This window comes from Planomonospora antibiotica (assembly GCF_014647955.1).
GTDB lineage: Bacteria > Actinomycetota > Actinomycetes > Streptosporangiales > Streptosporangiaceae > Planomonospora > Planomonospora parontospora.
Map to the genome: position 1 here is coordinate 96,948 of NZ_BMQE01000004.1, position 26,317 is coordinate 123,264.

Annotated in this window: 25 protein-coding genes; 12 read left to right on the forward strand and 13 right to left on the reverse strand. The window is 73.6% G+C overall.

All coding sequences use genetic code 11. The features are described 5' to 3' along the window. The first annotated feature begins 6 nt into the window (after window positions 1-6). The 7 genes from IEZ06_RS05160 (at window position 7) to IEZ06_RS05190 (ending at window position 9,920) form a co-directional block, all read left to right on the forward strand. Window positions 7-1,101, forward strand: coding sequence for an ABC transporter substrate-binding protein (locus IEZ06_RS05160; protein ID WP_189235486.1), 1,095 nt, complete (start codon window positions 7-9; stop codon window positions 1,099-1,101). Between the two features lie 129 nt (window positions 1,102-1,230). Further along, the gene (locus IEZ06_RS05165) at window positions 1,231-1,983 is read left to right on the forward strand and encodes a class I SAM-dependent methyltransferase (protein ID WP_189235487.1); all 753 of its coding nucleotides are present in this window, start codon (window positions 1,231-1,233) and stop codon (window positions 1,981-1,983) included. A 121-nt stretch (window positions 1,984-2,104) separates the two neighbouring features. Then, window positions 2,105-4,210 carry a hypothetical protein gene (locus IEZ06_RS05170; RefSeq protein ID WP_189235488.1) on the forward strand — a complete coding sequence of 702 codons (2,106 nt, stop codon included), beginning with the start codon at window positions 2,105-2,107 and terminating at the stop codon, window positions 4,208-4,210. Between the two features lie 3 nt (window positions 4,211-4,213). Beyond that, complete coding sequence (locus IEZ06_RS05175) at window positions 4,214-6,325, forward strand: UvrD-helicase domain-containing protein (protein WP_189235489.1); 2,112 nt, start codon at window positions 4,214-4,216, stop codon at window positions 6,323-6,325. Window positions 6,326-6,373: 48 nt separating this feature from the next. Then, entirely contained in the window at window positions 6,374-8,221 is a 1,848-nt protein-coding gene (locus IEZ06_RS05180) for a sigma factor-like helix-turn-helix DNA-binding protein (RefSeq protein ID WP_189235490.1), read from the forward strand. A gap of 48 nt (window positions 8,222-8,269) precedes the next feature. Then, window positions 8,270-9,385 (forward strand): CysS/YqeB C-terminal domain-containing protein, encoded by a 1,116-nt coding sequence (locus IEZ06_RS05185; RefSeq protein ID WP_189235491.1) that lies wholly within the window; start codon window positions 8,270-8,272, stop codon window positions 9,383-9,385. 58 nt (window positions 9,386-9,443) lie between these two features. After that, entirely contained in the window at window positions 9,444-9,920 is a 477-nt protein-coding gene (locus IEZ06_RS05190) for a GNAT family N-acetyltransferase (protein ID WP_189235492.1), read from the forward strand. 147 nt (window positions 9,921-10,067) lie between these two features. Here IEZ06_RS05190 and rraA read toward each other — a convergent pair whose 3' ends face one another. The 5 genes from rraA to mshB all read right to left on the reverse strand — a co-directional run bounded on the left by rraA (window position 10,068) and on the right by mshB (window position 13,087). Beyond that, a complete protein-coding gene (rraA, locus tag IEZ06_RS05195; protein ID WP_189235493.1) occupies window positions 10,068-10,547 on the reverse strand; it encodes a ribonuclease E activity regulator RraA in 480 nt (159 codons plus the stop codon). A 119-nt stretch (window positions 10,548-10,666) separates the two neighbouring features. Further along, complete coding sequence (locus tag IEZ06_RS05200) at window positions 10,667-11,101, reverse strand: hypothetical protein (RefSeq protein WP_189235494.1); 435 nt, start codon at window positions 11,099-11,101, stop codon at window positions 10,667-10,669. A gap of 73 nt (window positions 11,102-11,174) precedes the next feature. Next, complete coding sequence (locus IEZ06_RS05205) at window positions 11,175-11,669, reverse strand: flavin reductase family protein (RefSeq protein WP_229797798.1); 495 nt, start codon at window positions 11,667-11,669, stop codon at window positions 11,175-11,177. An 18-nt stretch (window positions 11,670-11,687) separates the two neighbouring features. Then, window positions 11,688-12,170 (reverse strand): DUF6113 family protein, encoded by a 483-nt coding sequence (locus tag IEZ06_RS05210; RefSeq protein WP_189235495.1) that lies wholly within the window; start codon window positions 12,168-12,170, stop codon window positions 11,688-11,690. Window positions 12,171-12,181: 11 nt separating this feature from the next. Then, window positions 12,182-13,087 carry an N-acetyl-1-D-myo-inositol-2-amino-2-deoxy-alpha-D-glucopyranoside deacetylase gene (gene mshB, locus IEZ06_RS05215; RefSeq protein ID WP_189235496.1) on the reverse strand — a complete coding sequence of 302 codons (906 nt, stop codon included), beginning with the start codon at window positions 13,085-13,087 and terminating at the stop codon, window positions 12,182-12,184. Window positions 13,088-13,272: 185 nt separating this feature from the next. Between mshB and IEZ06_RS05220 the strand changes: the two genes are divergently transcribed. Next, on the forward strand, window positions 13,273-15,342 hold the full coding sequence (locus tag IEZ06_RS05220; RefSeq protein WP_189235497.1) for a S9 family peptidase: 2,070 nt from the start codon (window positions 13,273-13,275) through the stop codon (window positions 15,340-15,342). A 12-nt stretch (window positions 15,343-15,354) separates the two neighbouring features. On the opposite strand, the gene IEZ06_RS05225 is transcribed toward IEZ06_RS05220, so the two are convergent. Both IEZ06_RS05225 and IEZ06_RS05230 read right to left on the reverse strand, forming a co-directional pair. After that, the gene (locus IEZ06_RS05225; RefSeq protein ID WP_229797799.1) at window positions 15,355-17,145 is read right to left on the reverse strand and encodes an ABC transporter ATP-binding protein; all 1,791 of its coding nucleotides are present in this window, start codon (window positions 17,143-17,145) and stop codon (window positions 15,355-15,357) included. Between the two features lie 6 nt (window positions 17,146-17,151). After that, the gene (locus IEZ06_RS05230) at window positions 17,152-18,840 is read right to left on the reverse strand and encodes an ABC transporter ATP-binding protein (protein ID WP_189235498.1); all 1,689 of its coding nucleotides are present in this window, start codon (window positions 18,838-18,840) and stop codon (window positions 17,152-17,154) included. Between the two features lie 203 nt (window positions 18,841-19,043). Between IEZ06_RS05230 and IEZ06_RS05235 the strand changes: the two genes are divergently transcribed. Then, the gene (locus tag IEZ06_RS05235; RefSeq protein WP_068901296.1) at window positions 19,044-19,277 is read left to right on the forward strand and encodes an RNA polymerase subunit sigma-70; all 234 of its coding nucleotides are present in this window, start codon (window positions 19,044-19,046) and stop codon (window positions 19,275-19,277) included. Window positions 19,278-19,279: 2 nt separating this feature from the next. Further along, the gene (locus IEZ06_RS05240; protein WP_189235499.1) at window positions 19,280-19,840 is read left to right on the forward strand and encodes a Clp protease N-terminal domain-containing protein; all 561 of its coding nucleotides are present in this window, start codon (window positions 19,280-19,282) and stop codon (window positions 19,838-19,840) included. A gap of 122 nt (window positions 19,841-19,962) precedes the next feature. On the opposite strand, the gene IEZ06_RS05245 is transcribed toward IEZ06_RS05240, so the two are convergent. Genes IEZ06_RS05245 through IEZ06_RS05255 form a run of 3 tightly spaced genes read right to left on the reverse strand, consistent with a single transcriptional unit; the run spans window position 19,963 to window position 21,619 of the window. Next, window positions 19,963-20,988 carry an NAD(P)-dependent alcohol dehydrogenase gene (locus tag IEZ06_RS05245; RefSeq protein ID WP_229797800.1) on the reverse strand — a complete coding sequence of 342 codons (1,026 nt, stop codon included), beginning with the start codon at window positions 20,986-20,988 and terminating at the stop codon, window positions 19,963-19,965. Then, window positions 20,985-21,269 carry a hypothetical protein gene (locus IEZ06_RS05250; RefSeq protein ID WP_189235500.1) on the reverse strand — a complete coding sequence of 95 codons (285 nt, stop codon included), beginning with the start codon at window positions 21,267-21,269 and terminating at the stop codon, window positions 20,985-20,987. Before IEZ06_RS05250 ends, IEZ06_RS05245 begins: the two co-directional genes overlap by 4 nt. Then, window positions 21,269-21,619 (reverse strand): ArsR/SmtB family transcription factor, encoded by a 351-nt coding sequence (locus IEZ06_RS05255; protein ID WP_189235501.1) that lies wholly within the window; start codon window positions 21,617-21,619, stop codon window positions 21,269-21,271. Before IEZ06_RS05255 ends, IEZ06_RS05250 begins: the two co-directional genes overlap by 1 nt. A gap of 342 nt (window positions 21,620-21,961) precedes the next feature. Between IEZ06_RS05255 and IEZ06_RS05260 the strand changes: the two genes are divergently transcribed. Further along, a complete protein-coding gene (locus IEZ06_RS05260) occupies window positions 21,962-22,258 on the forward strand; it encodes a nucleotidyltransferase family protein (protein ID WP_189235502.1) in 297 nt (98 codons plus the stop codon). Between the two features lie 13 nt (window positions 22,259-22,271). Further along, complete coding sequence (locus IEZ06_RS05265) at window positions 22,272-22,625, forward strand: HepT-like ribonuclease domain-containing protein (RefSeq protein WP_189235503.1); 354 nt, start codon at window positions 22,272-22,274, stop codon at window positions 22,623-22,625. A 237-nt stretch (window positions 22,626-22,862) separates the two neighbouring features. Here IEZ06_RS05265 and IEZ06_RS05270 read toward each other — a convergent pair whose 3' ends face one another. Genes IEZ06_RS05270 through IEZ06_RS05280 form a run of 3 tightly spaced genes read right to left on the reverse strand, consistent with a single transcriptional unit; the run spans window position 22,863 to window position 26,304 of the window. Beyond that, entirely contained in the window at window positions 22,863-23,600 is a 738-nt protein-coding gene (locus IEZ06_RS05270; RefSeq protein ID WP_189235504.1) for a succinate dehydrogenase/fumarate reductase iron-sulfur subunit, read from the reverse strand. Further along, a complete protein-coding gene (locus IEZ06_RS05275; RefSeq protein ID WP_189235505.1) occupies window positions 23,597-25,525 on the reverse strand; it encodes a fumarate reductase/succinate dehydrogenase flavoprotein subunit in 1,929 nt (642 codons plus the stop codon). The genes IEZ06_RS05270 and IEZ06_RS05275 overlap by 4 nt, the downstream gene beginning before the upstream one ends. Continuing rightward, window positions 25,522-26,304, reverse strand: coding sequence for a succinate dehydrogenase cytochrome b subunit (locus tag IEZ06_RS05280; protein WP_229797801.1), 783 nt, complete (start codon window positions 26,302-26,304; stop codon window positions 25,522-25,524). Before IEZ06_RS05280 ends, IEZ06_RS05275 begins: the two co-directional genes overlap by 4 nt. Window positions 26,305-26,317: the final 13 nt, after the last annotated feature.

The window sequence follows — 26,317 nt, forward strand, 5'->3', positions numbered from 1 at the left end:
AAGAGTATGCGCGGTGTGACTGCATGCACCCGATTCGCCATCGCCACCGCCGTGGTCCTCGCCGCCGCGATCACCGGATGCGGCGGCGCGCCGGCCACCGAGGGCACGCCGCTGCCTCCGGTGAAGCTCCAGGCCGCCTCCCTGGAGGAGGGCTTCACCAGCATGGAGCGCCTCGTCGAGGCGGCCAGGAAGGAGGGCTCGCTCAACGTGGTCGGGCTCTCCCGGGACTGGGTGAACTACGGCGAGATCATCGACGCCTTCTCCGACGAGTACGGCATCGAGGTGAACGAGCTCGAACCCGGGGCGAGCGGCCGGCGGGCGATCGAGGCGGCCGGGCACCTCAAGCCCGACGTGTTCGACCTGAGCCTGGAGGTGGCGGTCGCCGAGGCCGGCTCCCTGGCCACCTACAAGGTCCGCGGCTGGCAGGACCTCCCCGACCACCTCAAGGACCACTCCGGCAAGTGGTACGCCGCCTACGGCGGCTACATGTCCATCGGGTACGACGCGCGCAAGGTCGCGGCCCCGGCCTCCTACGCCGACCTCCTCGAGCCGGGCCACGGCGTGTGGCTGCCCGGCGACCCGCGGCGGAACGCGGCCGCCTTCGCCGCCGTGATGACCGCCTCCCTGCGCGGCGGCCGGGCCGACGCGGAGCGGGGCGTGGAGTTCTTCGACGACCTGGCGGAGGCCGGGAACCTCGTGACCGACGGGCGGCCGCCCTCGGTCGTGCTGGACTGGGACTTCCTCAACGCCGCGCGGGCCGCCGAGGAGCCGGGAGCGGGCGGGCCCGACTGGAAGGTGGCGATCCCCGGCGACGCCGTGATCGCCTCCCACCACGTCCAGGCCGTCAGCGCCGCCGCGCCGCACCCCGCCGCGGCCCGGCTCTGGCAGGAGTTCCTGTTCTCCGACCGGGGCCAGAACCTGTTCCTGAAGGGGTACGCCCGGCCCGTCCGGATGGAGGCCATGCGGATGGCCGGCACCCTGGACGCCGAGCTCGCCGCCCGGCTCCCGGCGACGAAGGCCCGGCCGGTGGTCCTCACCGTTCCGGAGACCGACGAGGCGAAGGCCGTGGTCACGCGCGAGTGGGACCGCGACGCCGGTTGACCGCGGGATCGGTGCGACCGCTGCGTCGCGGGATGTCCGAGGCTCTAAAGTGTCCGGAGGGTACTGGTGAGAGGCCTGACGGCCTCGGAATGTGAGCTGATCATCGTGCGATACGACACGCCGAGCCTGATGACGTGGAACGCTCGCACCTACGACGGCGGCTTCGGATACGTCTCGGCTCACGGCGCCCCCCTGGTCGACCTGCTGGACCCCCGGCCCGGGGAGCGGATCGTGGACCTCGGCTGCGGCACCGGCGTGCTGACGGCGGAGATCGCCTCCCGGGGCGCGCACGTCCTGGGGATCGACGGCTCCCCCGCCATGATCGAGAAGGCTCTGGCGCAGTACCCCGGGCTGGACTTCATCGTCGGCGACGGACGCGACTTCGTGGTCGCGCAGCCGTACGACGCGGTCTTCTCCAACGCGGCCCTGCACTGGATGGGGAGCGAGCCCGACGCGGTGATCTCCAGCGTCCGGGAGGCGCTGGCCCCGGGCGGCCGGTTCGTGGCCGAGATGGGCGGGGCGGGCAACTGCGCCGCGCTGACGGCGGCGGTCTCCACCGCCTGGCGGGAGCACGGGCTGCCCGATCCGGACCTGCCGTGGTACTTCCCGCCCCCCGCCGAGTACGCCGGCCGGTTGGAGAAGGGCGGCTTCGTCGTCCGAATTCTCGAGTACTTCGACCGGCCGACTCCACTTGACGAGTGCCCCAACGGAGCGGCGGACTGGGTACGGATGTTCGCCGGTTCGCTGCTGCACCAGCTCCCCGCGGAGCTGATCGAATCCCTGCTGCGGCGGGTGAACGAGCTGGCAGCGCCCGCACTGCGGCGGGAGACCGGCTGGATGGCCGACTACGTGCGGCTCCGGTTCGCGGCCGTCCGCCGCTGAGCCCGCTGGGACCACCCGATGCGCTAAGGCGATTTGCCAGACTATGGTCTGTTCCATGAGTCTCGTTCTCCAGCGACGAGGAACGGCTCGGGCAAATCAGAGGTGCTGGTGAAGGGTGCGGATGAACGTCTGTCTGAGTGACCTCGTGCCGCCGTTGCGCTGGAGCGACGCGGCCGCGATCCCGCTCCTGCGCGACCAGCCCGAGCTGCCGGACGCCTGGTGGCGCAGCCTTCCCCTGCCCGCGGTGCTCGCCGTGCTGGGGCCCGAGCGGCTCGCGGAGATCGTCACGGAGATCGCCCTGGAGCACTGGCCCGCCGCGTCGGTGGGCGACGTCCTGCCCGCCCTGTACGTCCTGGACCCCGACGAGGCCGACGAGCCCTGTACGGCCATCGCCCTCGACCGGGCCGGATCCTGGCCGGGGCTGCTCTCCTTCACCGGCCACGACCTGCGGGACCAGCCCTTCGTGCAGCCCCGCCCCCTGCTGCACACGCTCTTCGGCGCGGTCTTCGCCCGGCTCTCCCCGGTGCCCGGCGGTTCCCGGACCGCCGCTCCGGAGCCCGTGCGCGCGACCGCCCCCGAACCCGTGCTCGAGACCTCCTCCGAGACCGCACGCGGATCCGCCTCGGCGGAGGCCTCCCCCGCACCCGCACCCGCACCCGCACCCGCACCCGCACCCAAGACCGAACCCGCACCCAAGACCGAACCCGAACCCGAGACCGCCGTCCCGGCGTCCGCGGACGAGGTGGAGGACGGGGCCGGGGACGAGCCGGAGGACGAGACCGGGGACGAGGCGGCCGGGGCGGACGCGCCGCGGCGCGCGCCGAGCCTGCACGCGCTGCTCGACACGGCCTTCCTCGACCTGGAGGATCTGAGCTGGGCCGTCGCGCAGAACAGGGTCTTCACCGACGATCCCGCGGCGGTGGAATCGCTGTCCAAGCTCTTCGCGGTCCAGCCCGAGGTGGTCCGGGACGCCGAGGCCGAGCTGCGCGCACGGCTGCGGCGCTGGCTCGCCTCCGATGAGGCGGCGCCGTACCGCGACCATCTGACCGCGCTCAGGAAGACCCTCGGCAAGGCCGCGCCCGTCGACCGGCTGATCGACGCGGCCGACTGGCACGCGTGGGAACTGCACTCCCTCGACGTGCCCGCCTGGCAGTTCGTGCTGGCGACCCTGCCCGACTACTACCTCGTCGGCGACTGGCTGGTGGACGGTGACATCGCCGACCTGCGCCACCGGACCCGCGACCTGATCAGCAGCGCCGAGCGCCCGCCGACCGTCGGCCGGGCCCTCGAACTGGTCTCCACCCTCGGCATCCACCCCGAGGTCGCCAAGGAGTGGCTGGAGAACGTGCCGCAGCTGCGCATCCTCGGCGCCGGAGAGTCGGCCCGCCGCGCCAACGGCGCTTCCCCGCGGCAGGCCCCGCCCGCCCCGGAGCCGGACCCGGACCCGCGGCCGGTCGGGCGAGCCGACCCGGAACCCGGCCCGGCATCCGCCCGGCGAGCCGACCCGGAACCCTCCCCGGAACCGGTCGGCGAGGCGGGACCGACGGCGCCACCCGAGGCCGAGCGCCCCTCCGGCACCGCCTTCCCGCCCGGGAACCCCGGCTTCTTCGAGTCCTCGCTCCCGCCCGGGAACCCCGGCTTCTTCGAGTCCTCGCTCCCGCCCGGGAACCCCGGCTTCTTCGAGTCCTCGTTCCCGCCCGACGCCGTCGCCCGGCCGCTCAAGGACGTGTCGCTCACCCGGCGCTGCTTCCGGCAACCGGACGGCCGCTGGTGGCTGCGGGTCGACATCACCGCCGACCACCTCGCGGGCGCCGAGTGCCCGCTGCCCAGCGGGTTCGCCGCCTACCTGGGCATGGCCCCCGGCGACAGCCGCACGGTCACCAGCATGGTCGGCGAGATGACGCTGCGCTGGCGCGACCGGCCGGCCCTGGAGTCGCTCGTGCTCCTCCTGCACGACGTGGGCGCCAAGGAGGGCGGCCACCTGTTCCTGACGCTGTCCGAGGAGGGGGTGCTGCGCGCCCGGCACCTGCCCGCCGCGGCCTCCGGGACCGAACCGATCGCGCGGGCCCTGCGGCTGGTGGGCTACACCGCACCGAGCGGCACGCCCGAGCAGGCCGCCAGGGTCATCGCCACCCGGATCGGGATGACGGGGCCGGTGAGCCAGGCCGACCTCCTGGCCCGCCTGCGCGAGCGCGGCGACCGCGACCTGCAGTCCCTGCTGGGGTAGCCGATGCCCCGACTCGCGATCGCCCCGGAGTTCCCCGTGGAGCTCAGCGCGCTGCCCCAGCCGGCGCGCCGGGACGCGCTGGTCTCCGTACGCAGGTTCCTGCAGAACGCGGCCGGCGCGCCGCACCCGGAGCGGGTCAGGGGCGCCAGGGACGACCGCGTCGCGACGCTCCGCCTCGCCGAGCGGCACCGCGGTGTGGTGGTCCGGCAGCGGGACGTCCACTGGCTGCTGACCGTCCTGCCGGACGCCGAGGCGTGGGCCTACGCCCGGCGGTACCGCTTCGGGGTCAACCCCGTGATCGGCGTGGTGGAGGTGTGGGACGCCGAGGCGCTGGAGCGCGTGGAGACGGCGATCCGCAGGTCCGCGGCGTCGTTCCCGGCCCGGCTGTTCGCCGACACCTGCGACACCGACCTGATCGAACTGGGCGTCGACCACCGCTTCCTGCCCCTGGTCCGGCTGATCACCGACGAGCTGACGCTGGAGGCGCTGGAGCCGCTGCTCCCTCCGACGCAGTACGTCCCGCTGGCCGCGCTCGCCAGGGGGGAGTCCGTCGCCGCGGCCTGGCGGGAGCTCGACGCCTGCCGCGCGGTCGACGCCGTCCCCGCCCCCGGCCCGGTCGGCCCCGCCCCCGGCGCCTCCCCGGCCGGCGCCGCCGCCGCGATCGACCCCGACGACCTCGCCGCCGCGCTCGCGCGCAGCCCGGACCGCGCCGTCTTCGCCGCGGACCCGCGCGAGCTGAACCACGTGCTCGACGCGCCCGGCTGGTGCGTGTTCCTGCACCCCGCCCAGCACCGGCTCGCCTACCGGGAGTCCTACGACCGGCCGGTCCTGGTCACCGGCGGCGCGGGCACCGGCAAGACCCTCCTCGCCCTGCACCGGGCCGCCTTCCTGGCCGCGCGCGGCGCGGGTCCGGTCCTGCTGGTCACCTTCTCCCAGGGGCTGAGCGGCGAGCTCTCCTCCCGGCTCGACGTGCTGATCGAGGACGGGGTGGTCCGCAAGCGCGTCGAGGTCGGCAACGTGGACCGGCTGGCCCACCGCATCGTCTCCGACGCCGAGGGGCACCCGCCCGTCCTGGTCGGCTCCGACGAACTGGGCGCGCTCTGGCGGGAGGCCGCCGGCGGCCGCAGCCCGGCGTTCCTGCTGCGCGAGTGGGAGCAGGTCATCCTGGCGCAGAACCTGCGCACCCTGAACGAGTACCTGTCCGCCCCCCGGCCGGGCCGCGGCGTCACGCTCCCCGCGGACGAGCGCGCCGCCGTGTGGGCGGCGGTCGGGCACGTCACCGGGCGGCTGGCCGAGCGCGGCAAGCGCACCCTGCTCCAGCTCGCCGCCGAGGCGTCGATCCTGCTCGGCCAGAGCACCGGGGACCTGCTGGAGGAGGCCGCGCCCCGGCGGGAGCCGTACCGGCACATCGTGGTGGACGAGGCGCAGGACCTGCACCCGGTGCAGTGGCGGCTGCTGCGCGCCGCGGTGCCGCACGCGCCGGACGACCTGTTCATCGTGGGCGACCCGCACCAGCGGGTCCTCGACACCCGCGTCTCGCTCGCCTCGCTCGGAATCGACGCGGTCCAGCAGCGGCTTCAGGTGTCCCACCGCCTTCCTGGGGAAATCCTCTCCTGGGGGGTACGGCTGCGCGGGGGCGGACCGGCCGACGGGCTGGTGGCCGGAGTGCAGGAGCTGTACGGTTTCCGCGCCACCCGACACGGCCCGCATCCCGTGGTCCGCGCCTACGACTCACCGGAGGACGAGCTGAACGGCCTGGTATCCCACGTCTGGCGGTGGATCCGGGAGGACGGCGTGCCTCCGGAGGAGATCGCCGTGGCCGCCAGGACCGCCGGGCTCGTCCGGGAGGCCAGGGCCGCCCTGCGGGATTCGGGGGTACGGGTGACCACGCTGCACGGCATGAAGGGGCGGGAGTTCCGGCGGGTGGCCGTGATCGGCGTCGCCGACGGGGTGGTGCCCGCCCCCGACTCGCTCACCCCGGCCGAGGAGGACCTCTCGGCGCGGGCGCACGACCTCCAGCGCGAACGGGGCCTGCTGTACGTGGCCTGCACCCGGGCGCGGGAACTGCTCTACGTCTCCCACTCCGGGCGGGCCAGCCCGTTCCTTCCCATCTGATCACATACTCTGAACTGCGGATACATTCCCCTTGCCGGTTGGACCCCAATGAACCTCAGCCTGAGCGACATCGCGCCACCCCTGCGCTGGACCTCTCCCGGCCAGGTAGCGCCGATCGCCAACGACCCCCGCCTCCCCGAGGCGTGGTGGCAGGCGCTTCCGCTGGAGCGTGCCTGCTCCATCGTCGGGACCCCCGAGGTCGCGGGGCGGCTCGCCGACCTCGCCCTGTCGTGCTGGGGCCATCTGATGCTCGGCGACGTCCTGCCCCTGCTCAGGTTCGCCGACCCGGCGTCGAGCGTGCACACGCCCGAGGGGCTCGGCCGCGAGACCGTGCACAAGCTCTTCACCGGGGTGCTGGAGCGGCTGCTCGAACCCGTGACCGAGGACAGCGTCGCCCCCGTCCCGGCCTCCCGGCCGGACCGGCCGCTGCCGGAGCTGATCGACGAGGTCTTCGCCACCCTGGACGAGCGCCAGCGCGCCATCGCCAGGGACCGCCTGTACGCCTCCCAGCGGGTGACGCTGGACGAGCTGGCCCAGCGGTTCTCGGTGACGCGCGAGCGCATCCGGCAGATCGAGCGCGACCTGCGCGACCACGTGGACACCTGGCTCTCCGGCCCGGACGCGGCCCCGCTGGTGGCGCACGTGTCGTGGCTGCGCGGCCGGCTCGGCTCGGCGGTGCCCGCCGACGACCTGGCGGCGGCGGTGCCGTGGCACCGCACGGAGCTGAAGACGCTCTCCATCCCGGCCTGGCGGTTCGTGCGGACCCTGCTGACCGGCTACGAGCAGGTCGACGGGTGGCTGGTCGCGGGGGGCGCCGACGAGCTGCGGGAGAAGACCCGGCAGCTGTTCACCGACGGGCCCCGGCCCCTGGCGGAGGCCGTCACGCTGGTCAGCCAGCTCGGCATCCGCGAGGACGTGGCCGAGCGGTGGCTCGTCTCGGTGCCCCAGCTGCGGGTGCTGGAGGAGCACGTGGTGCCCTGGCCGCGCAGCGTCAACGACAAGGCGGAGGCCGTGCTCGCGGTGGCGGGCGGCGCGCTGACCCCCGAGGAGATCCAGGAGCGCATCGGCGAGGACTACAGCCTGGTCGGCATCCGCAACCAGCTCACCGCCGACGACCGGTTCCTGCGGCTGGACCGGAACAAGTACGGCCTGACGCGCTGGGGCGGCGAGCAGTACCTCGGCATCCGCGAGATGATCGCCCGGGAGATCGAGCGGGCCGGCGGAGAGGCGCCGGTCAACACGATCGTCACCAACCTGACCTCCCGCTACGACGTGAGCGAGAGCTCGGTGCGCGCCTACGCGGGCGGTCCCGGCTTCGAGCGCACCCAGCGCGGGTGGATCCGGGTGGCGGGGGCCGAGCAGAGCGACTACCAGCCGCGCCGCGACGTCGCCTCGACCCGCCGCTGCTTCCGCAGCCGGGACGGCCGCTGGTGGCACCGGGTGGACGTCAACGCCGAGCACCTGCGCGGCTCCGGCTCGCCGCTGCCCACCGGCTTCGCCGCCTACCTCGGCATGGCCCCGGGAGGCCAGCTCACCGCCTCCACCCCGTCCGGCGACGTGGTGATCAGCTGGCACAACCAGCCGACCATGGGCTCCATCCGCCCGGTCCTGGTGGCCGCGGGCGCCTCCGAGGGCGACCACGTCTTCCTGACGGTCTCCGACGGCGGCGAACTGCTCACCCGCTACCTGCCCGCGGCGGCCCCCGGCATCCCGGCGCTGAACCGGGCCCTGCACCTGATCGGCTACACCGCCCCGGTGGCCTCGGAGGCCGAGGGCCTGCGCCTGATCGGCGGCCGCATCGGCCTGTCCGAGGGCGCCGCCCGCGACGAGGTCCTGGCCCGCCTGCGGGACCGCGGCGACCGCGACATCCTCACCTTCCTGGAGGGCGCCGCCTGATGGGCCTTCCCGGCGCACGCCGTCCGACGAGCCGACGGGAGCCGTTCCGTGCTGAGACTCCTTGACCCCGGTGGCCGGGCCGATCCGGTCGTGCCCGAAGGGGCCCGCTCCCTGCGGATGTACACCTGCGCCCCGCCCGCGGACCGCCCCGCCCGGCTGGGCGACCTGCGGCCGCACCTCCTGGCGGACCTGGTCAGGCGGGTGTGCGAGCGGCACCGGCTCCGGGTCGTCCTGCACCGCGTGGCCGGGGATCCCGGCGGGCTCCACGGGGCCGGCTCCGGGGCTCCCGGCGGGCCCCACGGCGGGGCTACCGGGGAGACCGGCGGGGTTCCCGGCGCGGGCGGGCCTTCCGTCCGGGAGTACGTGCCCTCCCACGAGGAGGTGTTCCGCGCGGACGCGACGGCGCTGAACCTGCGCCCGCCCGAGCACTCGCCCCGCGGGAGCGAGGCGGCCGTCCTGCTCGCCGAGATGGCCGTCGTCCCCGGGGGCCTCGCCCCCGCCGGGGAGGAGGCCCTGCTGCGCTCCCCCGAGAAGACCGTCCTGCTGGAGGCGGTCGCCCCGGGGGCGGCCCGGCGGCCGGTCCGCAGCGCACCGCTGCGCTTCGAGGGCGGGGCCGCGGACGGGAGCGCCGGGGCGGAGGTGTCCCTCGGGGACGTGGCCGCGGCGGGCCTCGACCCGCTGGCCGTACGGCTGGCGCTGCTGGAGCACCGCTACCGCGAGCCGGTGGACCTCACCTGGGACGCCCTGCGCGCCGCCGACCGGGCGCTGCGGCGCCGGCGGGCCCGTGTCGCGGAGTGGTCGGAGTCCCCCAGCCGGCCCATGCCCGCCGAGCGGGTCGCCCGGATCGAGGCCGCCTTCGACGACGACCTCGACACGCCGCTGGCGCTGCGCCTGCTGGACGAGATGGAGGAGGACGAGTCGCTCGCCCCGGGCTCGCGCTTCGAGGCCTTCCTCCACCTGGACCAGGTCCTCGGACTGGACCTGCCGCTGGACATCGGCCGGCCCCCGACCCTCCCGCCGGGCGCCGCCGAACTGCTGGAGCGGCGCCGGGCCGCCCGCGAGGCCGGCGACCAGCCCGCCTGCGACCTGCTCACGCGGGAGCTGACCGGGCTGGGCGTCGAGGTCGCCGACACCCCGCAGGGCCAGTCCTGGACGGTCCGGTAGCGGGAGTCCCGGGACGGTTCGCGGTGAATGTCGGTGCCGCCCGCTAGCGTCCCGTCTCATGAGTGAGATCGGTGTTGTCGTACGGCCCGCCCAGGCCCAGGACCTGGACGGGGTGGTGGCCTGCAGCGCGGCGCTGTTCGCCGAGGACGCCGGGACGCGGGACCCGTCACTGAACATCGCCTGGCCGCGCGAGCACGGCGCGGCCAGGTTCGCCGCGGCGATGGACGACCCGGCCCGCCTGGTCATGGTCGCCGACGACGGGGGACGGATCGTCGGCCACCTGACCGGCTCGCTGTCCGGGCCCACCCCGATGCGGCCGGTCGCGGTGGCGACGCTCGGCAGCATGTACGTCCAGCCGCCCTACCGGGGGCGCGGCGTCGGCTCCCGGCTGGTGGCGGAGTTCCGGAGCTGGGCGCGCGAGCACGGCGCGCAGTACGCCGGGGTGACGGCCTACGCCGGCAACGAGGGCGCCGTGCGCTTCTACCTGCGTCACGGCTTCGCGGCCCGCTCCACGGTCCTGGAGACGGCGCTCTGACCGGCATGGCACGCGGCCGACGTCGGTGACGTGCCGTGCCGGTTCGCCGCCATGCGCGCCGGGCGTCCCGCCGACCGGCCGCGGAGCCTGAGGCCCTGGAGCTCCGGCGGGACGGCGCCTTCCCGCGCCCCGCTCCGTCGCCGGAGTCTACGGCAGGGCGTGCGGGCTGACGACGATGCCGTCCTCGTCGCTGTAGAGCCAGGCGCCGGGGGCGAAGGTGACCTCGCCGAAGGTGACGGGGACGTCGAGGTCGCCCCTGCCCGCCTTGGCGCTCTTGCGGGGGTTGGAGCCCAGCGCCTTGATGCCGAGGTCGAGGCCGGCGAAGGCGGCGGTGTCGCGGACGGCGCCGTTGACGACCACTCCGGACCAGCCCGAGGCGACGGCGGAGGCGGCGATCAGGTCGCCCATCAGTGCGGTGCGCAGCGAGCCCGCGCCGTCCACCACCAGGACCCGGCCCTCTCCCGGCGTGGCCAGGACCTGCTTGACCAGGGCGTTGTCCTCCAGGCAGCGGACGGTGGCGATCGGCCCGGCGAACCGGGCGCGCAGGCCGTACGAGCGGAACTGCGTCACGCAGCTCGCCAGGATGTCGCCGTGGGTGTCGATCAGGTCGGCGGTCGTGAACTCCATGCGCCGCATTCTCCCGGACACGGCCGCGGCCTTCCCCGCCCGGGGTGGTCCCCGTCCGGGCCGGGTCGCGCCCGGCGCCCGTGCCGCCGCGGCGGATCCGGACGAGGGTCCTTCCCGGCCTACCTCCGCCGCCGCGCCCTCGCCCGGGTCCACCACGGCGGTGTGCGGGGGTAGTTGCCGTCCTCCAGGTCCGCCAGCCGCTCGAAGACGTTCCAGGAGCCGGGGTTCCCGCAGACCAGCACCGAGACGGCCACCGCGGCGACGTAGAGCGGGAGCATGGGCAGTCCGGCGCACGCGGCGTACTGCGAGGCGTGCCGGTCCTCGTGGCGGAGCAGGGCGCCGGTCAGGTAGCCCTCCCCGTGCCGGGTCAGGACCACGTTGCCGACCGTGAACGCCCCGGCCACCGGGAACGGGATGCGGTAGCCGTGCGCCAGCAGCAGGCCGTCCGGCCCGGCGGTCAGCCGGGCCCGGCCCAGGCGGGCCACCAGCAGCCCCAGCGGGGTGGAGAGGTTCGCGTAGTTGAGCGCCCGCCGCGCCCGGTGCCACCGTCGCATACGGCGATTGTGCGCCCTGCGGACGCCCGGCGACAGGGCGGGGCCGCGACGGGGAGGCGCCGTGGGGAGAGGTTCACCCCAGCCGTCGGTAGCGGCCCTCGTGGTAGAGCAGCGGCGAGCCCTCCGCCGGGGTCGCCACCGCGACCACCGCGCCGACCACGATGGAGTGGTCGCCGGCGTCGTGGACGGCGGCGGTCCGGCACTCCAGGGTGGCCAGCGCGTCGTCGAGCAGCGGGACGCCGAGCCCGCCGTGATGGTGCGGGCGGCCGTCGAGCTGGCCCGCGAGCGGGCGGCCCCGGTGGGCGAAGAACCGCGAGACGTCCTCGGCGGTGTCGGGCAGGACCGACACCCCCCACACCCCGGCGGCGAGCACCGCGTCGTGGAACCGGGCGACCTTCTCCGCGCAGAACAGCGCGAGCAGCGGGTCGAGGGAGACCGACGCGAAGGAGTTCACGGTCATCACGTGGTCGATCCCGCCGAGCCGGGTGGTCACGACGGCGATGCCGGTCGCGAAACGGCCGACGGCCCTGCGGTAGGCGTCGCGGTCCACTGGCTGCTCAACGTGCACGAACGCCACCCTACGCAATCAGGACGAATCTGATCTCACCGGGTGCGATCCGTGCGGGTAGCCGCTGAGCAGCCACGATCCGCTCCCCGGCGGGACGAGCAGGGCGCCCGCGAGCGCGGCGAGCAGCCCGCCGTACAGGTAGACGTAACCCGAGACGTCGTCGGCGATGACCAGGTCGCCCTCGGGGCGCGCGGTCAGCCAGAGCGTCGTGACCGCCAGCCAGCCCGCGGCGGGCGCCATGGCCCCCGCCCGGCCGCCCATCGCGCGCCCCGCGCCGTGGCAGACGGCGAAGACCCCCAGGACCCAGCCGATGGCCGAGACCGGGACGGGCCGGAGGTACCACGAGTGCTGGAAGCCGCCCAGCAGGCCCATGAGGGCGCCGAGGAGGACGAGCACGGCGTAGGCCGCAGCGGTGACCGGCCGCGGCGGCGGCCCCGCGGCCGCCTGCGCCCCACCTGTCCCGGGGCCCGTCTCCGGGCCCGCCTCAGGAATTCCCCCCACGAGCACCGAGGCTAGCCGATGCCCGCGAAGAGATCGTCCTCGCGGTCGTACGGCTCGCCGACGCCGCCGGCCTCGACCGGCGCCCCCGGTCCCGCCGGGCCCGGCACGCCGCGGCGCAGGATGTACTGCTCGACCCCGAACGCCTGCTGGCCGATGCCGTTGGACAGGGCGAACCAGGGCGGGTCCACGCTGATCTGGGTGGCGTGCGCGCGCATCGCCTCCAGTTTGGCGCCGACGTGCTCGCGGGCGTCGATCTCGGTCGTGACGTCCTCGTCCGCGCAGCCGTACGGCAGGTCCTCGGCCTCGGCGACCTGGAAGGGCGCGTCCGCCTCGCGCATCGCCTCGGCGGCCCGGCGGACGGCGGACCTGGCCATCGCGGTGAGGTAGAACTTGGCGATCCGCCACGGCTCGCCCTCGCCGAACGCTGGGTCGCCGGCCAGCTCCGCGGCGCGCCAGGAGACGCGGTGGGCCTGGATGTGGTCGGGGTGGCCGTAGAAGCCGTTGTCGTCGTAGGTGACGAGGACCTGGGGGCGCACCTCGCGGATCACCTTGACCAGTTCACCGGCGGCCTCGTCGAGGTCGGCCTGCCAGAAGGCGTTCCGGCGGTGGTTGGCGGCGGCGCCCATCATGCCCGAGTCGCGCCAGCGTCCGGCGCCGCCCAGGAAGCGGTGGTCGGTGACGCCGAGCGCCGCGCAGGCCGCCGCCAGCTCGCCGACGCGGTGCGCGCCCAGCGTGTCGTCGCGGTCGGCGGCCAGATGGGCGAGCTCCGGCGGGATGACCTCGCCCTCCTCGCCCAGCGTGCAGGTGACCAGGGTGACCCGGGCGCCCTCGGCGGCGTACTTGGCCATGGTGGCCCCGGTGCCGATCGTCTCGTCGTCGGGGTGGGCGTGTACCAGCAGCAGGCGCCGATCGTTCATGACTCAGAGCGTATCGGGGCATCGGGGACGACCGGGGCGCGGAGGAACTTGTGAGCCGGTGGCCGCGCCGGTGAATAGGTAATTCGTATCGTAAGTCTTGTATGCCCATTTTCTTTCATAACAGCCTTCACTCGAACGCCCCCGGGCACCGTGGAATGCGCTGTCAAGCTGGCAGGATGGGCGCCATGAGTGAGAGCTTCCCTCGTCTGCATGCCCGGACCCGCCGCTTCACCCTGGGGGTGCCGCGCGGCTTCACGATCTCGCCCGACGGCTCCCGGGTCGTCTTCCTGCGGACGAGGAGCGGCTCGGACCCGGTCACCTGCCTGTGGGAGTTCGACGTCGCCGGAGGCGGTGAGCGGCTGATCGCCGACCCCCGCGCGTTCGACGCGGGCGAGGAGGACCTGCCCCCCGAGGAGCGCGCCCGCCGGGAGCGCAGCCGCGAGCAGGCCGGCGGCATCGTCGGCTACAGCACCGACGGCGCGGTCACCACGGCCGTCTTCGCCCTCGCCGGCGGTCTGTACGCCGTGGACCTGAAGACCGCGGGCGTGCGCCGCCTGGCCACGCCCGGCCCGGTGATCGACCCGCGCCTGTCCCCCGACGGGAGCTACGTCGGCTACGTGACCGGCGGCGCCTTCCACGTCCAGAGCCTGGCGGACGAGGTGGACCACGTCCTGGCCCGGCCCGAGGGCCCCGGGGTGACCTACGGCCTGGCGGAGTTCATCGCGGCCGAGGAGATGAGCCGCATGCGGGGCCACTGGTGGTCCCCGGCGGGCGACGCGGTGCTGGTCGAGCGGGCCGACGAGTCGGCGGTCCAGGAATGGTTCGTCGCCGACCCCGCCAACCCGTCCCGTCCCGCCGCCCCGCAGCGCTACCCCGCCGCGGGCACGCCGAACGCGAAGGTCGAGCTCTTCGTGCTCGGCCTGAGCGGCTCCCGCGTCCAGGTCCCCTTCACCGACGAATACCTCGTCAACGCCCGCTGGGACGCCCACGGCCTGGCGATCGTCACCCTCTCCCGCGACCAGCGGTCGATGAGGCTGCTGAAGGTGGACCCGGCCACCGGGGAGTCGACGCTCGTCCGCGAGGACACCGACGACGCCTGGGTGGAGATCGTCACCGGCGTGCCCGGCCACCTGTCCGACGGCACCCTGGTCTGGGTCGCCGACGCGGGCGGCGGGCGCCGGCTGGTCATCGGGGACGAGCCGGCCACCCCGCCCACCCTCCAGGTCCGCGAGGTCCTCGACATCGACGGCGACACCGTGCTCTTCCGGGCCAGCGGCGGCGACCCCGCCGAGATCGCCGTCTGGGCCTACCGCGACGGCCGGATCACCCTGGTCAGCCCGCCCGAGAGCGGCGTCTACAACGGCCGCACCGCGGGCGGCACGCTCGTGCTCGTCGGCCAGACCCTCGACAGCGAGGGCCCGCAGGTCCAGGTCCTGCACCACCACCGGCCGCGCGGCCACATCGCCTCGCACGCCGAGCGGCACGGCCTGGACCTGCGGGTCTCCCTGATCCGCACGGGCGAGCGCGAGCTGTCCACCGCCGTGATCCTGCCCAGCGGCCACGTGCCCGGCTCGGCGCGGCTCCCGGTCCTGATGGACCCGTACGGCGGGCCGCACGCCCAGCGCGTACTGGCCGCGTCCGGCGCCTACCTGACCAGCCAGTGGTTCGCCGACCAGGGGTTCGCGGTGGTCGTCGCCGACGGCCGGGGCACCCCCGGGCGGGGCCCGGAGTTCGAGCGGGCCGTCCTGCACGACCTGGCGGGGCCGGTCCTCGACGACCAGGTCGACGCCCTGCACGGTGTCGCCGAGCGCTTCGGAGACGACCTCGACCTGTCCCGGGTGGCCATCCGCGGCTGGTCCTTCGGCGGCTACCTGGCGGCCCTGGCCGTGATGCGCCGCCCCGACGTGTTCCACGCGGCCGTCGCCGGCGCCCCGGTGACCGACTGGCGGCTCTACGACACCTGCTACACCGAGCGCTATCTCGGGCAGCCGGAGGAGGGCCACTACGACGCCTCGTCGCTCTTCGCCGACGCCGAGAAGCTCGACCGGCCGCTCCTGCTGATCCACGGCCTGGCCGACGACAACGTGGTCGCCGCGCACACCCTGCGGCTCTCCTCGGCGCTGCTGTCGGCGGGCCGCCCGCACAACGTGCTCCCGCTGTCCGGGGTGACCCACATGACCCCGCAGGAGGTCGTGGCCGAGAACCTCCTGCTGCTCCAGGTCGACTTCCTCAAGAAGGCCCTCGGCATCGGCTGAGCCGTACCCCGGCTACCGGGGAGTGCCGTGCCAGCTGCTCCACAGGGCGGCGTAGGAGCCGCCCGCGGCGACGAGCTCGTCGTGGGAGCCCAGCTCGCTGATCCGGCCGTCCTCGACCACCGCGACCCGGTCGGCGTCGTGCGCCGTGTGCAGGCGGTGCGCGATGGCGATCACCGTGCGGCCGTCGAGGACGGCGGCCAGCGACCGCTCCAGGTGCCGGGCCGCCCGAGGGTCGATCAGCGAGGTCGCCTCGTCGAGGACCAGGGTGTGCGGGTCGGCCAGGACCAGCCGGGCCAGCGCCAGCTGCTGGGCCTGGGCCGGCGAGACCTCCTCGCCGCCGGAGCCGACGGCGGTGTCCAGTCCGTCCGGCAGGGCCGCGACCCACTCTCCGGCGTCCACCGCCGAAAGAGCCGCCAGGATCGCGTCGTCGTCCGCCTCCGGGCGGGCGATCAGCAGGTTGTCGCGGAGCGTGCCCCGGAACACGTGGTGCTCCTGGGTCACCAGGGCCACCTGGCCGCGCAGGTCGTCCAGGGGCAGCTCGACCAGCGGCGCCCCGCCGACCGTGACGGCCCCGGCGCGCGGGCCGTGGACGCCCGCGAGCAGCCTGCCCAGTGTGGACTTGCCCGCGCCGGACGGGCCGACCACGGCCAGCCGCTCCCCCGGCCGGACCGCCAGGTCGATGCCGTGCAGCACGTCGCGGCCCTCGCGGTAGGCGTAGCGCACGCCCTCGGCCCGCAGCTCCCGGCCGTCCGGGGCGGCGGTGCCGGCCTCCCGGTCGTCCGGCACCTCGGAGACGCCCAGCAGGCGGGCCATGGAGGCCCCGCCGACCTGGAGCTCGTCGATCCACATGAGCAGCCGGTCGAGCGGGTCGATGAGCTGCTGCACGTAGATCACGGCCGAGGTGACCTGCGCGATCGAGGCCCAGCCCTCGATGTAGAACGCGCCGCCCGCGACCAGCGTGGCCACGATCGGGATCACGTAGCCGAACTCGACCGCCGGGAACCAGACCGTGCGCAGGCCGAGGGTGTAGCGCTCGGCCGCCCACGACCGGGCGATGTCGGCGTCGGTGCGCCGGTGGCGCCGCTCCTGCAGGCCCAGGGCCTCCACCGTGCGGGCGCCGTTGACGGTCTCGGCGAGGCCGTCGGTCATGTCCGCGTAGGCGGCGCTCTCCCGCAGGTAGCCGTCCCGGGCGCGCCTGAGGTACCACCGGGTGGAGAACCAGAGCACCGGGGCGGCCAGCAGTGAGGGCAGCACCAGCAGCGGCCCCACCAGCACCAGCGCACCGACCGTGACGGCGCAGGTGACCAGCGCGATCAGCGTCTCGGGTACGGCGTGCCGCACGGTCCGCGACAGGGAGTCCACGTCCCGGGAGGTCCGGGTGATGAGGTCGCCCGACCCGGCGCGCTCGACCACCGAGAGCGGCAGCCCGAGCACCCGGCCGACGAACTCCTCGCGCAGCTCGGCGAGGACCTTCTCACCGAGCGCGGAGGAGGCGTAGACGGCGTATCTGACCAGCACGGCCTGGCCGACCAGGAATCCCGCCACGGCCAGCGCCACCGCGGCGGGGGCGACCCCGGCGCCGTCGTGCACGTCCTGGACGAGCCCGCCCAGCAGCCACGGCACGGCCAGGCCGCAGGCGGCGGCCAGGCCGTGCAGGACCAGGGCCGCCGCCAGCGCCCGGGGGTACTTCAGGGTGAGCCGCCGGGCGTAGGCGCGGACCTGCGCCCGGTCGGCGACCGGCAGGATCCGTCCGCCGTCCGGCTCGGCGGTTCCTGCGGCCGGTCCGTCCACTCGTTCGCTCACGGCGGATCAGTCCTCCCCTCGGGTGACGGTGGCGGCGTAGGCGGGCGCGGTGGCCAGCAGCTCGCGGTGGGTGCCCTGGGCGCGCGCGAGGCCGCCCTCGACGTAGATCACCTGGTCGGCGCGGTCGAGCACCAGCGGGCTGGTCGTGCAGACCAGTGTGGTCCTGCCCTGCCGGGCCTTGGCGAGCCGGTCGGCGATGCGGGCCTCGGTGTGCGCGTCGACGGCGCTGGTGGGCTCGACCAGGATGAGCACCTCCGGATCGGCCACCAGGGCCCGGGCGAGCCGGAGCCGCTGCTGCTGGCCGCCGGAGAACTCCCGGCCGGACTCGGCGACGGGGGCGTCCAGGCCGCCGGGGAGCGCCTCGACGACGTCCTCGGCGCACGCGGCGTGCAGCGCCTCGGCCAGGACCTCGTCCGGGGCCGTGCCCGAGACGTCCAGCTCGTCGCGGAGCACCCCGGCGAACAGCCGCGCGCCGTTGTCGGCCACCAGGATCCGGCGGCGCACCTCGGCGAGCGGCAGCGTGTCCAGCGGCACGTCGCCGAAGTCCACGTCGCCGCCCGCGTAGCGGCCGAGCCGTTCCGCGACGGCGACGGCCTCCTCGGGCGTGGCCGCCGCGACGGCGGTGAGCGTGCCGGGGCGGACCGCGACCCCGGAGGCCACGTCGCGGAGCAGGCCGCCGTCCGAGCGGGCGGCGCCGCCGGTCATCTCGGGCTCCAGGTTCAGGATCCGCACCACCCGGCGGGCGGAGACGTGCCCCTTGGTCAGCTTGTCGGCGGCCTCGGTGAGGGTCCGCATCGGGGCGACGAGGAAGACCGCGTAGCCGTAGAAGGTGACGAGGTCGCCGGGGGTGATCCGGCCCTCGAGCGCGAAGGTCGCGCCGAGCCAGGTCACCGCGGCGATCAGCAGGCCGGGCAGCAGGATCTGCGCGCCCTCCAGCGCCGAGTCCACCGCGGCCACCCGGACGCCCGCGCGCCGTACCTGCTGCGACTCGGCGGCGTAGCGGTCGGCGAAGACCTGCTCGCCGCCGACGCCCCGCAGCACGCGCAGGCCGGCGACGATGTCGGCGGCCCGGGTGGACAGCTCGCCCTGCAGGTCGCGGTGGGCGTGCTGGCGCCGGTGCAGCGGCCTGAGCAGCGGTGCCACGGCGGCCGCCATGAGCGGGACGCCGGCCAGCACGGTCAGGCCGAGCACCGGCGACATCCCGAACATGATGACGGTCACCGCGGCGACGGCGACGACCGCGCCGGTGCCGCGGAGCAGGATGTCGATCGCGTTGCCGATGTGGGCGATGTCGGAGTTGCCGACGCTGACCACCTCTCCGGTGGACATCCGCCTGGGCAGCGTCGCCCCCAGCCTGGTCGCCTGCCGGACGGTGACCTGGACGGTCCGGTAGGCGGCGCTCAGCCAGTTGTGGACGGCCATCCGGTGCCGCATGACCCCGGTGACCGCCTGTGCGGCGCCCAGGGCGAACGTCAGCGCCCCCCAGGTGAGCAGTCCGGGCAGGTCCTTGTCGGTGATGGCGTCGATGCCGTTGCCCACGAAGGCGGGGACCAGCGCCATCGTGAGCCACCACAGGACGGCGTAGGCGATGCCGACGGCGAGGGGACCGGCCTGGTTTCGGGCGATCCAGAGCAGGTAGCGGACCGGGCTTCGGGCGTCGGGGATGCCGGGATCAGCGGCGGGTAAGGAGCGCATGGCCCGTCCAGGCTGGCAAACTCCGCTCTGACCAGGCAAACCATTTTCCGTCCGCGTGGCGGCCCGCGGGCGCGTCCGCGCCGCTCCCCGCCGGCCCGCGGGCCGGTCCACAGGCCGATCCGCGCACCGGTCGGCACCCGGTCGGCGCGACGTTGGCGTCAATGAGAGTTGACGAAAAGGCTCCGTCAACCTACATTGACATCATGAGCGATACGGCACAGCTGGCCTCCGACGCCGGCAGCCGCGACCCCGCCGTCGGCCTGCGGGCCGTGCGGGCGCTGCGGATGCTCGTGGACCGACTGGAGGCCCTCCAGGTGGAGAACGCGCGCGAGCAGGGCTGGTCCTGGCAGGAGATCGCCTACTGCCTGGAGGTCTCCAAGCAGGCGGTGCACAAGAAGTACGCGGGGGGCCGCGGTCTCCTCAGAAGGGAGAAGTAGGCATGTTCGAACGGTTCACCCAGGACGCCCGCCAGGCCGTCAAGCTCGCGCAGGAGAACGCCCGGCGGCTCAACCACCACTTCGTCGGCAGCGAGCACATCCTGCTGGGCCTGCTCGACCGGCCGGAGAGCGTCTCGGCCCGGCTGCTGACCCGGCACGGCCTGGACCACGAGCGGGCCTACCGGGCCGTCTTCGGCATGATCCCGCCGCACGCGGGCGACCGGATCGACGCCGACGCGCTGGAGGCGATCGGCATCGACCTGTCCGCCATCCGGGAGCGGGTCGAGGCCGCCTTCGGTCCGGGCGCCCTGGACCGGCCGCCGCAGCGCACCCACCGGGGCCGCCTGGTCAGCGGCCGGCACATCGCCTTCACCGCCCCGGCGAAGAAGGCACTGGAGCTGTCCCTGCGCGAGGCACTCGCCCTGAAGCACAAGCACATCACCGACGGCCACATCCTCCTCGGCGTCCTGCGCGCCGGCCCCGGCCCTGCCCATCGCGTCCTGTCCGAGGCGGACGTCGACCTGGAGACCCTGCGGCTGGAACTCGTCGCCGAGCTCGGCTGAGCCGCGAGGCCGGGCGGCCCCGCGCGGACGGGGCGGCCACCGGGGCGCCGGACACGGGACGGCGGTCCGCGCCCCACACCGTGATGACGACCTCCGCCCGCGCATGCCCCGCGGTCCGCGCCTCACACCGTGATGACGACCTTCGCCCGCGCGTGCTCCTCCTCGAGGTAGCGCATGGCCTCGGGGACCTCGCTCAACGGATACGTCCTGTCGACGGCCGGGACGACCTTCCCGGACTCGGCGAGTTCCTTGAGGGCGGCCAGGCTCTCCGCGGTCGTCTTCGCCGCGAGCGGGCGCAGGCCGTGGCCCACGAACGGCGAGAGCGCGAGCGCGCCGACGACGCGGCCCATGGGGCCGATCCGGCGGCCGCCCTCGCCCGAGCACAGGACGAGCGTCCCGCCGGGGTCCAGCACGCTCCGCAGATCCCGCAGCGAGCGGCTGCCCACCACGTCCAGGACGAGGTCGTAGCGCCGCCCGCTCCGGGTGAAGTCCTCCGCCGCGTAGTCGACGACGCGGTCGGCGCCGAGCGCGCGGACCCGGTCGGCGTTGCGCGCGCTGCACACGCCGGTCACCTCCGCCCCGAGCGCCTTGGCGATCTGCACGGCGAACGTGCCCACGCCGCCCGACGCACCGTTGACCAGGACCCGCTGACCCGGTCGCACCCCGCCCCGGTCGCGCAGGCCCTGCAGGGCGGTGCTCCCCGCCAGGGGCACCGCGGCCGCCTGCTCGAACGTCAGGTTCTCCGGTTTGGGTCCCAGCGCGCCCTCCCGGACGGAGACGTACTCGGCGAAGGTCCCGGCCGTCTCGCCGAACACCTCGTCCCCGGGGCGGAACCGCTTCACGTTCCGGCCGACCGCCTCGACCCGGCCGGCGAAATCCCGGCCCAGGATCCGGTGCTTCGGCCGGAAAAGCCCGTACCCCATGGCGCGGACCAGGGACGGCTCGCCTCTCATCAGCTTGCCGTCGGCCGAGTTGACGGCGGCCGCGCGGACGCGCACCAGCACCTCGTCGTCTCCGGCCTCCGGCCGGCCGATCTCCTCCAGGCGCAGGACGTCGGGGGAACCGTACCGGTCCCGGACGATCGCCCTCATCGTGGTCCTCCGGTCCGCCGCGGGCGTGGGCATGACGCGCTCTCCGTTCTCCGTCATTCGACGGTCCGCAGGATCTGCTCGATCGACGCCGTCCGCGACCGCAGCTCCGACAGGTCGGCGGCGGCCCGCTGCTGGGCGTCGAGGGTGTTCTCGGCGAGCTGCTCGTACCGGCGCACGAGCTGCCGCAGGTCCTCCTCCCTGGCCGCCAGCAGCTTCGTCTTGCGGAGCTCCTGGAAGCTCGCCATGACGGCGATGAGGAAGATCACGGCCAGGAGCAGCACTCCGAGGACGAGGACCGTGCCGGGCCAGGTGGTCGTCTCGGCTGCACCGAGGTTCATCAGGACTGCTCCTTGCGGGCGGGACCCTTCTCCGGGTCCGGTCTGGTCAGGGTCTCGGCCGCCTCGGCCAGCGCCGAGGGGGTCAGGCGCAGATCGAAGTCCGCGACCTCGTAGTACTTCATGGCCTTGCCGTCCTCCGACAGCTCGAGGGTGCCGACGATCAGGCCGGCGGCCTCCAGCCGCTGCAGGTGCATGTGGAGGAGCGGGCGGCTGACGCCGATCTCACGGGCCAGGCGGCTCACGTAGTCGCGCCCGCCGGCCAGTCGCGCGACGATGCGCAGCCGCAGCGGATTGGCCAGCGCGGCCAGCGCCGCGACCAGGTCGTCACCGGTCGGCCGATCCTCCGTCATCCGATTCCTTCACCTGTAAGAATTTTCTTATATATGAAACAGTAGCATGCCACCCAGATCGGTGACAGTCCCGACGGCGGTCAACGCCTCGGCGTAGATGTGCTTGACCACCGTCACGTCCGCCGTCCGGGCCGGGAAGGCGAAGAACACCGCCTCAGGGGTCGTCTGCGGCTAACAGCGCATCCGCCTCGGCGGCACGGATGCCGAGAAGACGTACTGCCGTGCCCAGCGATCTGAGCTCATTCGGGTGGTCGGTGGAAAAGCAGAAGAGATCCCGCACTCTTGTAGCCCGGCCCCTGCGATGGCGGCGTCGACATGGCAATATGAGGCGCGGGAGGTGCCATGGACGTCGACTTCACGACCATCCACCCACAGTTGATCAGCCTCTGCGAGAAGTACGGCATCGCCGAGCTGGCGGTCTTCGGCTCGGTCGCCCGCGGCGATGCCCGGGAAGAGAGCGATATCGATCTCCTCTACGTCCTGAAACCCGGCACCGACATCGGCCTTGAGTTCTTCGGCTTTCAGGAGGAGCTGGAAGACCTGCTCGGCCGCAAGGTCGATGTGGTCTCCAAGGAAGGTCTCCACTGGATCATCCGGGATCAGGTGCTCAGTGACGCCCGGGTGCTTTATGCAGCGTGACGGGCTTTACCTGGTGGACATTGTGGAAGCGGCCGGAAAGATCGCTTCCTATCTCGAAGGTGTTTCGCCAGAGGTGTGGGCTGCCGACTCGATGCGTCGTGATGCAGTCATCTGGCAACTCTCCATCATCGGCGAGGCTGTGGGAGGAATCTCAGAGGAGACCCGTGCCTCCGCCCCCGAGATCCCGTGGAAGTTGATCAGAGGGCTGCGCAACAACGTCGTCCACCGATACTTCAGCGTGGACTGGAAGATCGTGCACAACGCCGCCACGACGAATGTTCCCGAGCTGGAGCGGCAGGTGCGAGATCTGCTCCGAAGCTCCTACCCGGACGTTTTCAAACGTCTACAGGAGCAAGAAGAGGAGTGACGAACTCTCGGCAGCGGCACGGGCGGGACGCACGTTGCGATTCCGGACCCCGTGGACCCGTGGCGGCAAAGAAAACACGGGCCGCACCTCCCCACGAAGGTGCGGCCCGCGATGGTTCACGCCGGCTCCCGCGTCGGCCGCGCGAGTCCGGGCAGCCGTGCCCGCGGTTCACTCGCTGCGGTCGCCCGCCCGGAGGCCGGGTCGCCGCCCGGCAGATCGGAGCATACGCCCCTCAGGTCACTTGGACGCCCTGAGGTAGTCCCGGTTCATCTGCGCGATGGTGTCCAGCGGGATGCCCTTCGGGCAGACCGCGGTGCACTCGCCGGTGTTGGTGCAGCCGCCGAAGCCCTCGGCGTCCATCTGCTCCACCATGGCCCTGGCGCGGGAGTCGCGCTCGGGCTGGCCCTGCGGGAGCAGGGACAGGTGGGTGATCTTCGCGGCGGTGAAGAGGGAGGCCGAGCCGTTCGGGCAGGCCGCGACGCAGGCGCCGCAGCCGATGCAGGTGGCCGCGTCGAACGCCGCGTCGGCGTCGGCCTTCTTCACCGGGACGCTGTGCGCGTCCGGAGCCGATCCGGCGGGGACGGAGATGAAGCCGCCCGCCTGGATGATCCGGTCGAACGACGAGCGGTCCACGACCAGGTCCTTGACCACCGGGAACGGCGCGGCGCGCCACGGCTCGACGGTGATGACGGCCTCGTCCTCGAAGTGCCGCATGTGCAGCTGGCAGGTGGTGGTCGCCACCTGCTCGCCGTGGGCGTAGCCGTTGATGACCATGCCGCACATGCCGCAGATGCCCTCGCGGCAGTCGTGGTCGAAGGCGATCGGGTCGTCGCCCTCCAGGATGAGCCGCTCGTTGAGCACGTCGAGCATCTCCAGGAAGGACATGTCCGGCGACACGTCCTCAACCCGGTAGGTGACCATACGGCCCTTGTCCTGCGGCCCCTTCTGGCGCCAGACCTTGAGAGTGAGGTTCACTTGTAGCTCCGCTGGCTCATCTTGACGTATTCGTACTCGAGGGCTTCCTTGTGCAGGACCGGGCCCTGCTCGCCGTACTCCCAGGCCGCGACGTAGGCGAAGTTCTCGTCGTCGCGCAGGGCCTCGCCGTCGGCGTCCTGCGACTCGGCCCGGAAGTGGCCGCCGCACGACTCGGTGCGGTGCAGGGCGTCGATGCACATCAGCTCGGCCAGGTCGAAGAAGTCGGCGACCCGGCCGGCCCGCTCCAGCGCCTGGTTGAGCTCGTCGGCGGTGCCGGACACCTTGACGTTCTGCCAGAACTCCTCGCGGAGCTCGGGGATCCGCTCCAGGGCCTTGCGCAGGGACTCCTCGGTGCGCTCCATGCCGCAGTAGTCCCACATGAGCTTGCCCAGCTCGCGGTGGTAGGAGTCGGCGGTGCGGGTGCCGTTCACCGAGAGCAGCCTCTCGATCTTGCTCTGCACCGCGGCCTCGGCCTCGGCCACGGCCTCGTCGTCGACCTCCCCGTAGGGGCCGTTCGCGAGGTAGTCGCCGATCGTGGTCGGCAGCACGAAGTAGCCGTCGGCCAGGCCCTGCATCAGCGCGGACGCGCCGAGGCGGTTGGCGCCGTGGTCGGAGAAGTTGGCCTCGCCGACCACGAACAGGCCCGGGATGGTGGACTGCAGGTCGTAGTCCACCCACAGGCCGCCCATCGTGTAGTGCACGGCGGGGTAGATGCGCATCGGCTGGCTGTACGGGTCCTCGCCGGTGATGCGCTCGTACATCTCGAACAGGTTGCCGTACTTCTTCTCCACGGCCTCGCGGCCGAGCCGCCGGATCGCGTCGGCGAAGTCGAGGTAGACGCCCAGCCCGCCGGGGCCGACGCCGCGGCCCTCGTCGCAGACGTTCTTGGCGGCCCGGGAGGCGATGTCGCGCGGGACCAGGTTGCCGAACGCCGGGTAGATGCGCTCCAGGTAGTAGTCGCGCTCCTCCTCGGGGATCTCCGAGGCGGGGCGCGTGTCACCGGCCTTGACCGGCACCCAGACGCGGCCGTCGTTGCGCAGCGACTCCGACATCAGGGTCAGCTTGGACTGGTAGTCGCCGCTGACCGGGATGCAGGTCGGGTGGATCTGCGTGTAGCAGGGGTTGGCGAAGTGGGCGCCGCGCCGGTGCGCCCGCCAGATCGCGGTGGTGTTGCAGCCCTTGGCGTTGGTGGACAGGAAGAACACGTTGCCGTAGCCGCCGGTGGCGAGCACGACCGCGTCGGCGAGGTGCCGCTCGATCTCGCCGGTCACCATGTCGCGGACGATGACGCCGCGCGCCCGGCCGTCGCTGACGATCAGGTCGAGCATCTCGTGGCGGGTGTTCATCTTCACGGTCCCGGCCGCGATCTGCCGCTCCAGCGCCTGGTAGGCGCCGAGCAGCAGCTGCTGGCCCGTCTGGCCGCGGGCGTAGAAGGTCCGGGAGACCTGGGCGCCGCCGAAGGAGCGGGTGTCGAGCAGGCCGCCGTACTCGCGGGCGAACGGCACGCCCTGCGCCACGGCCTGGTCGATGATGTTCACGCTGACCTGGGCCAGGCGGTAGACGTTCGACTCGCGGGCGCGGAAGTCGCCGCCCTTGACGGTGTCGTAGAACAGCCGGTAGATCGAGTCGCCGTCGCCGCGGTAGTTCTTGGCGGCGTTGATGCCGCCCTGCGCCGCGATCGAGTGCGCGCGCCGGGGCGAGTCCTGGTAGCAGAACGAGGTGACGTTGTAGCCGAGCTCGCCGAGGGTCGCGGCGGCCGAGCCGCCGGCCAGGCCGGTGCCGACCACGATGACGTGCATCTTGCGCTTGTTGGCCGGGTTGACCAGCTTGGCGCTGAACTTCCGCTTCTCCCAGCGCTCCTCGATCGGACCGGCCGGAGCCTTGGTGTCGCGGATCGGCTCGCCCTCGGTGTAGTGCTTGTTCACTTGATGACTCCGATCATGACCGCGACGGGGACGGCGAGGAAGCCGAGGACCAGCACCGCGGAGATCGTGGCGGCCACGGCCTTCAGCGGACGGTAGCTGCGGCCGCTCGCCAGGCCCAGGGTCTGGAAGGCGCTCCACAGGCCGTGGCGCAGGTGCAGGCCGACCATGACGACGGCGACCGCGTAGAAGGCCGTGACCCACCAGCGCTCGGGCGCGAAGCCCGCCACCAGGCGCTCGTACGGCGTGCCGTCCCAGCCGGCCGGGTTGACCGTGCCGAACGTCAGGTCGAGCAGGTGGTAGACCACGAACAGCAGGATGATGACGCCGCCGTAGCGCATGGTGTGGACGGCGTAGCCGCCGGCCTGGGACTTGCGCTTGGCCGCGTACTTGACCGGCCGCGCCTTGCCCGCCCGCCGGGCCAGCGTGACCGCCGCCCACATGTGCAGGACGATCGCGACGGCGAGCCCGACCTCCACGATCGTCAGCGCCACCCGGTGGGGGAGCATCGGCTCGCCCATGGTGCGCAGGAAGGAGGCGTACTCGTTGAACGAGGCGGCGCCGAAGAACGCCTTGAGGTTGCCGGCCATGTGGCCGACGAGGAACAGCACGAGGGCGGCGCCCGTGACGGCCATCACGGCCTTCCTCCCGTTGGAGGAGCCGAGGAACCCGCCCTTCCTCTTGGCGGGCGCGGCTCGGGGAGGCGTCACAGGCTTCGCGGGGGCACCCGCGGGGGGGTCGACCTGCGCGGTGGACGTTCCGCGCTCAATCATGGCAGTCACGATCCCGAAGCTA

Excerpts from the sequence above, each read along its gene's own strand:
- IEZ06_RS05170 (WP_189235488.1), top strand. The coding sequence starts at position 2,105 with ATGAACGTCTGTCTGAGTGACCTCGTGCCGCCGTTGCGCTGGAGCGAC.
- IEZ06_RS05230 (WP_189235498.1), bottom strand. The coding sequence starts at position 18,840 with ATGCGCTCCTTACCCGCCGCTGATCCCGGCATCCCCGACGCCCGAAGC.
- IEZ06_RS05220 (WP_189235497.1), top strand. The coding sequence starts at position 13,273 with ATGAGTGAGAGCTTCCCTCGTCTGCATGCCCGGACCCGCCGCTTCACC.
- IEZ06_RS05240 (WP_189235499.1), top strand. The coding sequence starts at position 19,280 with ATGTTCGAACGGTTCACCCAGGACGCCCGCCAGGCCGTCAAGCTCGCG.
- IEZ06_RS05200 (WP_189235494.1), bottom strand. The coding sequence starts at position 11,101 with ATGCGACGGTGGCACCGGGCGCGGCGGGCGCTCAACTACGCGAACCTC.
- IEZ06_RS05260 (WP_189235502.1), top strand. The coding sequence starts at position 21,962 with ATGGACGTCGACTTCACGACCATCCACCCACAGTTGATCAGCCTCTGC.
- IEZ06_RS05245 (WP_229797800.1), bottom strand. The coding sequence starts at position 20,988 with ATGACGGAGAACGGAGAGCGCGTCATGCCCACGCCCGCGGCGGACCGG.
- rraA (WP_189235493.1), bottom strand. The coding sequence starts at position 10,547 with ATGGAGTTCACGACCGCCGACCTGATCGACACCCACGGCGACATCCTG.
- IEZ06_RS05190 (WP_189235492.1), top strand. The coding sequence starts at position 9,444 with ATGAGTGAGATCGGTGTTGTCGTACGGCCCGCCCAGGCCCAGGACCTG.
- IEZ06_RS05255 (WP_189235501.1), bottom strand. The coding sequence starts at position 21,619 with ATGACGGAGGATCGGCCGACCGGTGACGACCTGGTCGCGGCGCTGGCC.
- IEZ06_RS05175 (WP_189235489.1), top strand. The coding sequence starts at position 4,214 with ATGCCCCGACTCGCGATCGCCCCGGAGTTCCCCGTGGAGCTCAGCGCG.
- IEZ06_RS05235 (WP_068901296.1), top strand. The coding sequence starts at position 19,044 with ATGAGCGATACGGCACAGCTGGCCTCCGACGCCGGCAGCCGCGACCCC.
- mshB (WP_189235496.1), bottom strand. The coding sequence starts at position 13,087 with ATGAACGATCGGCGCCTGCTGCTGGTACACGCCCACCCCGACGACGAG.
- IEZ06_RS05165 (WP_189235487.1), top strand. The coding sequence starts at position 1,231 with ATGACGTGGAACGCTCGCACCTACGACGGCGGCTTCGGATACGTCTCG.
- IEZ06_RS05180 (WP_189235490.1), top strand. The coding sequence starts at position 6,374 with ATGAACCTCAGCCTGAGCGACATCGCGCCACCCCTGCGCTGGACCTCT.
- IEZ06_RS05250 (WP_189235500.1), bottom strand. The coding sequence starts at position 21,269 with ATGAACCTCGGTGCAGCCGAGACGACCACCTGGCCCGGCACGGTCCTC.
- IEZ06_RS05160 (WP_189235486.1), top strand. The coding sequence starts at position 7 with ATGCGCGGTGTGACTGCATGCACCCGATTCGCCATCGCCACCGCCGTG.